At 63.9% G+C, this 9347-nt stretch carries 6 protein-coding genes; 5 read left to right on the forward strand and 1 reads right to left on the reverse strand.

Annotated features, from left to right (window positions below; genetic code table 11):
- Positions 1-128 (reverse strand): biotin carboxylase N-terminal domain-containing protein (locus tag J1M86_RS27080; RefSeq protein WP_368857278.1); only part of this gene is annotated, 128 nt, incomplete at its 3' end.
- A gap of 806 nt (positions 129-934) precedes the next feature.
- Here J1M86_RS27080 and J1M86_RS25680 point away from each other — a divergent pair.
- The 5 genes from J1M86_RS25680 (at position 935) to J1M86_RS25700 (ending at position 9093) form a co-directional block, all read left to right on the forward strand.
- Complete coding sequence (locus J1M86_RS25680; RefSeq protein WP_307786751.1) at positions 935-5605, forward strand: AAA domain-containing protein; 4671 nt, start codon at positions 935-937, stop codon at positions 5603-5605.
- A 93-nt stretch (positions 5606-5698) separates the two neighbouring features.
- Positions 5699-6352, forward strand: a complete 654-nt coding sequence (locus J1M86_RS25685; RefSeq protein WP_206511888.1) for an NAD(P)-dependent oxidoreductase — start codon at positions 5699-5701, stop codon at positions 6350-6352.
- A gap of 31 nt (positions 6353-6383) precedes the next feature.
- Positions 6384-7199 carry a Cof-type HAD-IIB family hydrolase gene (locus J1M86_RS25690; protein WP_230558494.1) on the forward strand — a complete coding sequence of 272 codons (816 nt, stop codon included), beginning with the start codon at positions 6384-6386 and terminating at the stop codon, positions 7197-7199.
- Positions 7200-7265: 66 nt separating this feature from the next.
- Positions 7266-7811 (forward strand): LpqN/LpqT family lipoprotein, encoded by a 546-nt coding sequence (locus J1M86_RS25695; protein ID WP_206511889.1) that lies wholly within the window; start codon positions 7266-7268, stop codon positions 7809-7811.
- Positions 7812-7836: 25 nt separating this feature from the next.
- Positions 7837-9093, forward strand: coding sequence for a hypothetical protein (locus J1M86_RS25700; RefSeq protein WP_075837160.1), 1257 nt, complete (start codon positions 7837-7839; stop codon positions 9091-9093).
- Positions 9094-9347: the final 254 nt, after the last annotated feature.

Here is a 9347-nt window from a genome sequence, read left to right on the forward strand (position 1 = left end):
CGCTCGGAATCGGTATGCAACGCCACCGTCCGGATACCGTAGTCGTACTCGGCGTTGAGTTCCTTCACAGCCCTGATCAGGCGAACCGCCGCCTCACCCCTGTTGACTACTGCAATCCGCTTGAACAACGTGTCTCTCTTCGTCTCGTATGTGTCGGTCTCGCCGGGACAGGTGCGTCCCGCCCGTCGGGGTTCTTATCAGATATTCGGCCCGCTGGTGGCCGAATTCGGACGATGATCTTCGCGGCGTGGCGTGACCAGTGCTCGATCTCGGGTCTGTCATCGGTACCGCCGCCCCGGTGTGCCGAATGGGCATGTCCGAGTGCGGCTTATTCTAGCCGCTCACAGTGGGATTGCTACGCCAACGGATTCTTCTGCATGTGTGACTCATATCGCCCTATTCAATAGTCAACTGCGGCAGGCGATTTCGAGTACCGGTGGAGAATGTGCCACGAAATTTCTCCGAAGGCTTGACGGCTTACTGGCGAGTAGCGTTGAGGGAGCGTGTATTTCGCGGGCATCCGCAGCATGTGGTTACCGGCCGGTACGTTACCGACGGGTACGAAGTCTGGGGCTTCCGGCGGCACCGTCCGGGTCGACGGTGCGGCACGGTGTGACACGGTGTGAGTGTGCGCCCTGGAGGCGTCCGGGTCGCGTCTTGTTCACCGAGAGGACACTGCCGCGTCGCCGCGGGCGATCTGTGAGCTGAGCGTGAACGGTCATCGTGTTGTTGTTACATCGCACGAGAAAAACCATCCAGGAGTTTGGACAAAGCACTTCGGATGAACTCGACGACTATTCTGGGCTGTGTTGGCAAACATCCGCCCTGTTCGAGGGTGGCCGTTCGAGATTTCAGAGGTTCAACAGTGTCGACTTCACCGGTGCCGAGTCGTGACCGCGCGGAGGGCCCCGCCGCGCAGGACGTCCGTGGGCGTGTGCTCCGCCTCCTGGAGTTCCTGCGTGAGATCGTCACGACACGGACTGCACCCGTCCTGCGATACGACGACCACCCGCGGGTTCAGTGGTTGGACGCCGATCCTGGCACCTCCTACCTCGACGGGAGCGCGGGCGCAGTGGTGCTCAGGTCGGCTAGGTCGGTCGTCGAGCCTCCGCCGGACCTCCCGGGAATTCTGGTCGGTCTCGTCGACGACGCATCGCTCTCGGACAGCAGCCGACGCACGCTCGAGCTCCTCGACCCGACGATCCCGTCCGAGGCCCTCGCACCCACTGTCGACGGAAGCGCGCTCGATGTCGAAGGAGTGTCGGATTCGGCGGGGGAACTGGACTCGGAGACCGACTCCGATTTCGATGTCCGGCGCGCCTACGAGGTCCATCATGCCTTCTCCGGGTACATGCGCCGGTGGCGTACCTGGGCCGAAGCCGACCGTCGCCGCAGGCCGCAGACGGTGCTGTTCCAGTCGCTGCAGGTAATGATGCAGGAGCTGACGTCCCGGCCGGAGTCGGTGGAACTCGTCGTGGCATCGGGCCTGTTGGGGCTTCCTGCCACCGAGGAACGCGAGGAGGTGCGCACCCACCTGCTCACCCAATCCGCGACGATCGAGCGTGACGTGCGAACCGGCGACCTCCTCGTCGTGTTGTCGCCGAACTCGCTCCCTCGGCTCGAAGACACCCGGGTATTGACCGGCATGGAGGGTTTCGATTCCTCCGGTTCGGGAGTGTTGCAGGCTTCGCTCGGAGAACGGATCTCCTCACCGCTGTCCTCGGCGGTGCCGTCTCTGCTGACCGAGTGGGCTCACCGGGCCCTGGGCGCGCAATTCGATACGTCCGACCTGCTTGCTCCCGACCCGGTGTCCGCAACATCCGCGCGACCGTCCCTGACCTTCGCGCCAGCGCTCGTCCTGCGCAAACGTGATTCTTACGCGCTTCTCGCCTACTACGACCGCATGATCGAAGACCTCGGCGCACCTGATTCCGAGATTCCCCTCGGGCTGACCCAGCTGGTCGAGCCCATCGAGCCGGAGAAGCGTCTGGCATGGCTGGCCGAGACCGGCGCGGCCGACCTGAAGCAGCTCGTCGCGGATCCGATGTTCCCGCTCCCGGCAAACGCCGAGCAATCGCAGATCGTGCATCGTCTCGGCCGGGACAGCGGCGTCGTTGTGGAAGGTCCACCCGGGACTGGGAAGACTCACACCATCGCGAACCTGATGGCGGCCCTGCTTGCGCGGGGCCAGCGCGTTCTGGTCACTAGTGAGAAGTCACAAGCATTGCGGGTGCTGCGCGACAAGCTGCCACCGGAATTACAGGAACTGTGCGTGTCCGTCACCGACCTCTCCCGTGGTGGTTCGGAGGAGCTCAGCCGCAGTGTCGCGCGGATCGCCGATCGCAAGGCTGCGTACAACGACGTCGACGAGGCGGAAAAGATCGAATCGTTGACGGTGCGACGGGCGGAGGCGATCGCCAGACGTGCTGCGCTCCTGGAGTCCGTCGTCGAGCTTCGAGCCTCGGAAACCGTTGTGCATCCCTATATTTCGGACGGCTACGAGGGCACCGCTGCGGCGGTCGTTCGCAAGGTCGCCACCGGGGCGGAAGCTCATCAGTGGTTGCCGGGTCCGGTGTTCACCGAGCGCCCACCGCTGAGCGGTACCGAGGTCGACCGGCTACGTCGCTACCTAGCGACATCCCTCGATGGGCAGCCGGCCCGGATGCGTCAATCGTTGCCCCCACTGAAGTCGTTGCTCCCCAACTCGGCCGAAGTGCATCAGCTCTGCGTGCGCGCAAGTGCGACAGTTGAGATGGCGTCGGAGCAGTCCTCGCAACTGGTCGAATTCCTCGGCGGTGTCGACCCCACCGCAGCATCCGACATCCGACGGCTGTGCGAGGAACTCGACGCGCGAGTTCGCGAAGTGCAGGATCTCGAACCCGTCTATCGGCAATTGATCGATTCGGTCCTGTCGGGCGAAGCTGCGCATCTGTGGTCCCGTGTGAGTGGGATCGTCTCGACGGTCGAGGTCGCGGCTCGGGCAGACCGCTTCGTCGGAGCTCACGACGTAGAGTGCTCGCTGACGACGAATGCCGCCCTGCAGGCCATGGAGGCCCTGGCGGTGGCGCTGGAAGCAGGGGTGGAATGGCGCGGCAGGCTACGTCGAAGCCCGCAGCAGAAAGCAGTGGAGGATCTGGGGATTGTGTCGCGGGTCGACGGCATGCCCACCTCGTCTGCCCTGGCCGCTCGTCTCGTGACCGAACATCTGCGGGCGCTGGACGTGGTGCATACTGCGGCGGTCTTGCTCTCGGACCTCGGTATCACCGTCTCCGCGCAGGGATCACGGTCCAGGCAGGTCAACGACCTGCAGCTCGTGACAGCCAAACTGACTCGAGTGGGGGCTGTGCTGCACGCGCGAGATGCGTTGGTCGAGCGGCTCTATGCTGTGTCACCTTCCGCGCCGTGGATCAAGAGCCTCACCGACGCAACCAATTTCGCCGGCGCGGCCGGTGCGATCGCTACCCGAATCGATGCTGACGTTGCACGGACCGAACTGGACCGAATTCTGTATTCCGTTGCAGCAGAATTAGATACTGGAGTGTCTCCAGAGGGTGCCGGGTTGATCGCCGCCTTGAGTGCGGCTGATGCCGAGGCAGTGACACTGGCTTGCGAAAGCTATCTCGCGGCGTGTCAGGAGCAGGAACACCAACGGGAGAGGGAGCGGTTGACGACGGCGTTGACCGAGGCCGCTCCCACGCTCTACCAGCTGGTGGTCGACACCGCAGCCGATCCGGACTGGGACGAGCTCAGCTGGCAGATGTCCAAGGCATGGGCGTGGCGCCGAGCGCGGGAATGGGTAACCGATCAGCACCGGGAAGGTATCGAGCATCGGCTCGACGCACAGCTGAACGAGGCCGAAGCAGATCTGGCCGATCTCACGGTGCAGCTCGGTGCGGCGATGGCGTGGCGCGACTGCCTCGACCGCATGACCGCAGTGGAAGTTCGAGCATTGCAGACCTACCGTGAGCACATTTCGGCGATCGGTGGAGGCGCGGGCAAGTACGCCGAGACTTTCCGTAGCGCAGCTCGGTCTGCGATGCGTGATGCGCAGAGCGCCGTCCCGGCGTGGGTGATGCCGCTTCAACAGGTGCTCTCGTCGATCCCGCCTGCGCCAGACACATTCGATGTCGTCATCGTCGACGAGGCCAGCCAGGCGGACATCAGCAGCCTCTGTCTTCTCTACCTGGCGCCGCGCGTCATCGTCGTCGGCGACGATCGCCAGTGTGCGCCTGCCGATGTGCCTCAGTCGGGGACGTTGGAAGATGTGTTCGAGAGGTTGGATGTCTACCTACCGGACATGCCCGAACACGTCCGTGCCACGCTGACACCGCGGTCGAGTTTGTTCTCCATGCTTCGGACCAGATTCGGCCAGGTGGTTCGGCTGCGCGAGCACTTCCGCTCGATGCCGGAGATCATCAACTGGTCCAGTCAACAGTTCTACGGCGACTCACCGCTGGTTCCGCTGCGCCAGTTCGGGGCCGATCGCCTGCCTCCGCTGCGTCACACGTTCGTGCCCGATGCGACGGTGGTAGGTAAGGGTTCCACACTCGTCAATCAGGCCGAGGCCGCTGCCATTGTGAACCGGATCGTGATGTGTCTCGACGATCCCCAGTATGACGGTAGAACCTTCGGTGTGGTGGTGCTGCAGGGCACTTCGCAGGTCGATGTGATTCGGAACAAGCTGATCGAGCGCATCGGAATCGACCAGTGGGAGGACCGGCGGCTGCGAGTGGGAACACCTCCCGACTTCCAGGGCGACGAACGCAGCGTGGTGTTCCTTTCGATGGTCGTCGCGCCCACTCAACCGTTCATCGCACTCACCGCCAACCAGTACAAGCGACGCTTCAATGTCGCTGCGTCTCGGGCGCAGGATCAACTCTGGCTGTTTCACTCGGTTACCGTCGACCGGCTCAAACGCGCCGACCTGCGGAATTCCCTTCTGAGCTATATGACGTCGATATCGCCGGCTCCTGCGGCGCCGATGCCGACGGATGTGGTCGCCGACAGCAGGCATCCCGGCTTCGCGACGATCTTCGAGCAGCATGTCTTTCTCGAGCTGCGGCGTCGGGGCTATCACGTGAGCCCGGGTGTGGAGATCAACAACCGCCGTATCGACCTCGTCGTGACCGGGCAGGCGTCGAGGCTGGCGGTGGAGTGCGATGGCGACACTGTGCTCGGCAGCGAGGAACGTATGGTGGTCGATCTGCTGCGTGAGCAGGAGTTGAAGCGGTGTGGATGGGTTTTCTGGCGCGTCCGTGAGTCGGAGTTCTATCTCGATCCGGAGTTGGCGCTGTCGACGTTGTGGTCCACCCTGGCCTCGTCGGGAATCGAGCCCGATTCGGTAGATGCGGATACCTCTGGTGGCGACGACCTGAACGGATCGGGGACGCACGCCGAAGGTGACTGGGCGCCGGTCGATCTCGACCCCAATCCCGACGACGTGGTTGCCGGGATCGCATCACCGGACGCGGAGTCATCCGAGCTCGAATCCGAGCCGTGGGGCATGCCCAACGGCACCGACGATGCCGCGGTTGTGGAGAAAGCGCTGCCGGTCAACGGGTTTCGCGGCGGATTTCACAGCGGCGGGTTCGGGCATCGTCGGTGACGTTTCGGCCTCGCGGGCAGTGGGCACACCGTCGAACAGTGCCACCGAGTGCGGGTGGCGTACTACGACGATCCCACTGCAAAGGAGCTGTCCATGTCGAGAATCGCTGTGTTCGGAGGTCACGGACAGGTAGCACTGCGGCTGGCACCATTACTGGTGGCCCGCGGTCACGAGGTCGGGTCGATCATCCGAAACTCTGCGCAAATCGATGAGGTTGCCGATGCCGGAGCGACCCCTCTCGTCGCAGACATCGAGTACCTCGACGTGGAGAAGATCGCCACGCTGCTCGACGGCTTCGACACGGTCGTCTGGGCTGCGGGTGCCGGTGGCGGCGACGCCGACAGAACCTACGCAGTCGATCGAGATGCCGCCATTCGGTCCATGGACGCGGCCGGCCGAGCGGGTATCGGTCGCTATCTGATGCTCTCGTACTTCGGTGCCGGACCGGATCACGGCGTCGAGCGCGGCAACGCGTTCTATCCATACGCGGAGGCCAAGTCCGACGCAGATGAGTACCTGCGATCGACGTCGCTGTCGTGGACGATCCTCGGGCCCAGTGCATTGACGACGGACCCCGGAACCGGATCGATCACCACCAGGGAAGACGGCGCGACCCGAGAATCGGTCACCCGCAACGACGTAGCCGCGGTGATTGCGGCCGCCATCGACAGCGAATCCACGGTTGGTCGATTCATCGAGTTCGACAACGGAAGCACTCCGATCGAGGAAGCGATCCGCTTCTCGTAAACCGAAGTGAGTGCTGGCATCATCGACGCACGTGACGATAGAACTTGTGGCCACCGATCTCGACGGCACATTGCTCGGCTCGGATCGGACCATCTCGGCTCGCACAGCCCAGGCGATGTCCGACGCCCGGTCGGCGGGCATCGAGGTCGTGTGGGCCTCGGCCCGCGCGCGTCATTCCATCCACGATCTGGCTCGATCCTGCGGTTTCACCGGAATGGCGATCGGCGCTAACGGTGCGGTGATGTTGGACCTGGCCGACGGAACTCCGAGTATCGCGGCAACCACAGCGATCGCAGCGGACGCCGTCCGATCGGCGATGCATCGAGTGCGCGAGCTGGTGCCCGGCGTCGTGTTCGCGACGGTCGGCCCCACCCGATTCGTGGCCGAGCACGGTTACGCAGCGCTGTGCGTCTTTGCCGACCACCATCGCCACCCGCACGAAATGGAAGTTTCGCCAACAGTTCTCACGGCGGAACCGACGGTGAAGATCGTGGCAAGACATCCCGAGCTGTCCAGCATCGAGGTGTTCCACACAGTTATGAGGGCACAGGTCGGTGACGTCGAACTCACGCACTCCGGCGCGCAATACATCGAGATGTCCGCTGCGGGGGTGTCCAAGGCGAGCGCGCTGTCGACGCTGTGCCACAGGCTGGGTATCGAGCGGAGTTCTGTCGCCGCCGTCGGCGACGCCTTCAATGATCTGCCCATGCTCGAGTGGGCCGGCACCGCACTGACGACCGCGAACGCGATACCCGAGGTCAAGGCTGTCGCAGATCGGATTCTCGACACCAACGACGAAGACGGAGTGGCCGTGTATCTCGAGGAACTGGTGCGCAGCCGCCGGTAGGGAACGGCCATCCTACGATCGAGCGGGACACTGTCCATGTGATCCGCGTCGACGAGGGGTAGGTACATGTCCGAGGCAGGAACGAGCGCGTTCGGCGAAATGACGGTCGCCCAGTATCTGGCGGCCAACAGCGTAGAGATGGCACCCGTCGATCGCGACGGTGCCGAACAGCTGGGTATCGCCGCGTCGACACCGGCAGGCTGGCAGGCAGCCCCCACCGACCAGTTCCCCGGCACCACCGAAGTTCTGGTCGAGCCCGGCATGATCGAGAACGGATTCGCTCCCAACGCGGTGCTGCTGGTGGGGAGGTTGTCCGCCCGCGTCGATCCGGAGGCGGTGCTGAACTGCAGCTTCACCGACGCCCGCCTGCTGCCTGGATGGTCCGAACTCGAGGTGAGCTTCGACGATCTGGGTCCGTGGCCCTCGCGGTTCGTTCGCGGAACGTTCGTCGCGGATCAGCTGAACCTCGCTGTCACCACGCGCTACGCCGTCGTGGGCGCCGACGAGCAGTATCTGGTGCAACTGACTGTCACCGTAGCCACTGATCAGATGGACAAGCTCGCTTTCGATGTCGCGGTGATCAACGACGGTCTCTTCGTCGGTGGGCGCTGAACAGTTTCTCGCTACTGTCGAGGGCATGCCGAATCGCACCGGGCGGGCCCGGCACCTGACGCTGGTGCTGGACTCATCGACGGACCGTGAAGCGGAAGCGCAGGATCGCGAGATGTTGCCCGTTCGACCGGCGGCGCTTGCCCAGCTCATTCTTCGCGTGAACCTCGAGGATGTTCGGTCGAGCGTATGGCGCCAGGTCAAGGTGCGATCCGATCTTCTGCTCCCGGAGCTGCACGCGAACGTGCAGTCGATGATGGGTTGGTCCGAGACCGCAAGATACGAGTTCGTGATGGACGCGGCCGGGCGTAGCTGGGCGTACCGGCCGCGTGCGTCGCACCAGCACTCGGATGGCGATGCGGTGCAGCCCGCAGATCATGTCCGAATCGATTCGCTCTTCGTCGCTGCCGGCGATGTGGTGCGGTACAACCACAGCGGAACGTGGTCGGCGACGATCGAATTGATCTCGGTGGACCCTGATATCGACGACCTCAGGCCTGTCTGTGTCGCCGGGGCCGGTGATGGTTCCGAGCCCGGAGATGTCACCGAGTTGCTCGGCGTTGCGAACAGCCGCCTACGAGCATTGCCCTTGCCCCGCTCGACCGAGGTCGAGAGCGCTGCAGCATCGCCAGCGATTGCTCGGTTGTTCAGGCATACCCGCACCGCTCCGACGCCGCGGCTGCTCGAATTGCTGCCAAGATGCGAACTGACGATCGAGAGTTCCGTCGACCTCCTCGTCGCGCAGAGGGCGATGTCGAAGCTCACCGGGTTCCTGCAGCGCGTCGGGCGCGGACTCCGATTGACCGATGCGGGTCACCTTCCGTCGCTGGTCGTCGACTCCGTGCGCGAGGAACTGCTGCGAGAAGGGGCAAGGAACCTAGGGTTGGTCCATGTAGAGCGGGGCATCCTGGAGCCAACGAGGATCGGGGCCCAGCTCGCCGACGACCCGGTCGCGCTGTGGCACCACTGTGCTGCGCGTCTTCCTCTGGGCCGTCTCGAGATCGAGAAGGACGCCGGAACGTTGTTTCTAGTAGCTCTTGCAGCATCGGCGTCCGCGCGACAGCGCGAGGCCATGGTCGCCGAGACGATGGATGGTCTGCAGCATGGACTTCAGGGTTGGGGGACCGACCAGTTGGATGCGCTTCGTATTCAGCAGATTGCTCACCCCACGGTCGCGTTTCTCGATCTCATCGGAGCGCACGGCCCGCGGTACTACGTCAGTGGTGGCGACGGTGGTTCGCCCAGCTGGTCGCGTCGATTCGCTCGGGACGCACTGCGCACGTGAGCTTTGGGCCTGTGACCAGGCGATTTGGAGATGGTCGACTCTTGGCGTAACTTTTGTCGAGTCGGAGCGAGGCCAACGCCGATCCAGAGAGTGTGGATCGGTTGCGGTGCAAGTCTCCGATATGCCCTTCCCCCAAGCGTCGGGCCTTGTGTCCGAGACCAAGTTGGGTTAGGCTGGAACGGTTGCCCCAGACTCCCGGAGATAGTGTTTTTCGGGTTGTGTGGTGTGTGCGTGTTCTTTGAGAACTCAACAGT

The sequence above is a fragment of the Rhodococcus sp. KRD197 genome (genome assembly GCF_017168235.1).
Lineage (GTDB): Bacteria > Actinomycetota > Actinomycetes > Mycobacteriales > Mycobacteriaceae > Rhodococcoides.

Excerpts from the sequence above, each read along its gene's own strand:
- J1M86_RS25700 (WP_075837160.1), top strand. The coding sequence starts at position 7,837 with ATGCCGAATCGCACCGGGCGGGCCCGGCACCTGACGCTGGTGCTGGAC.
- J1M86_RS25695 (WP_206511889.1), top strand. The coding sequence starts at position 7,266 with ATGTCCGAGGCAGGAACGAGCGCGTTCGGCGAAATGACGGTCGCCCAG.
- J1M86_RS25685 (WP_206511888.1), top strand. The coding sequence starts at position 5,699 with ATGTCGAGAATCGCTGTGTTCGGAGGTCACGGACAGGTAGCACTGCGG.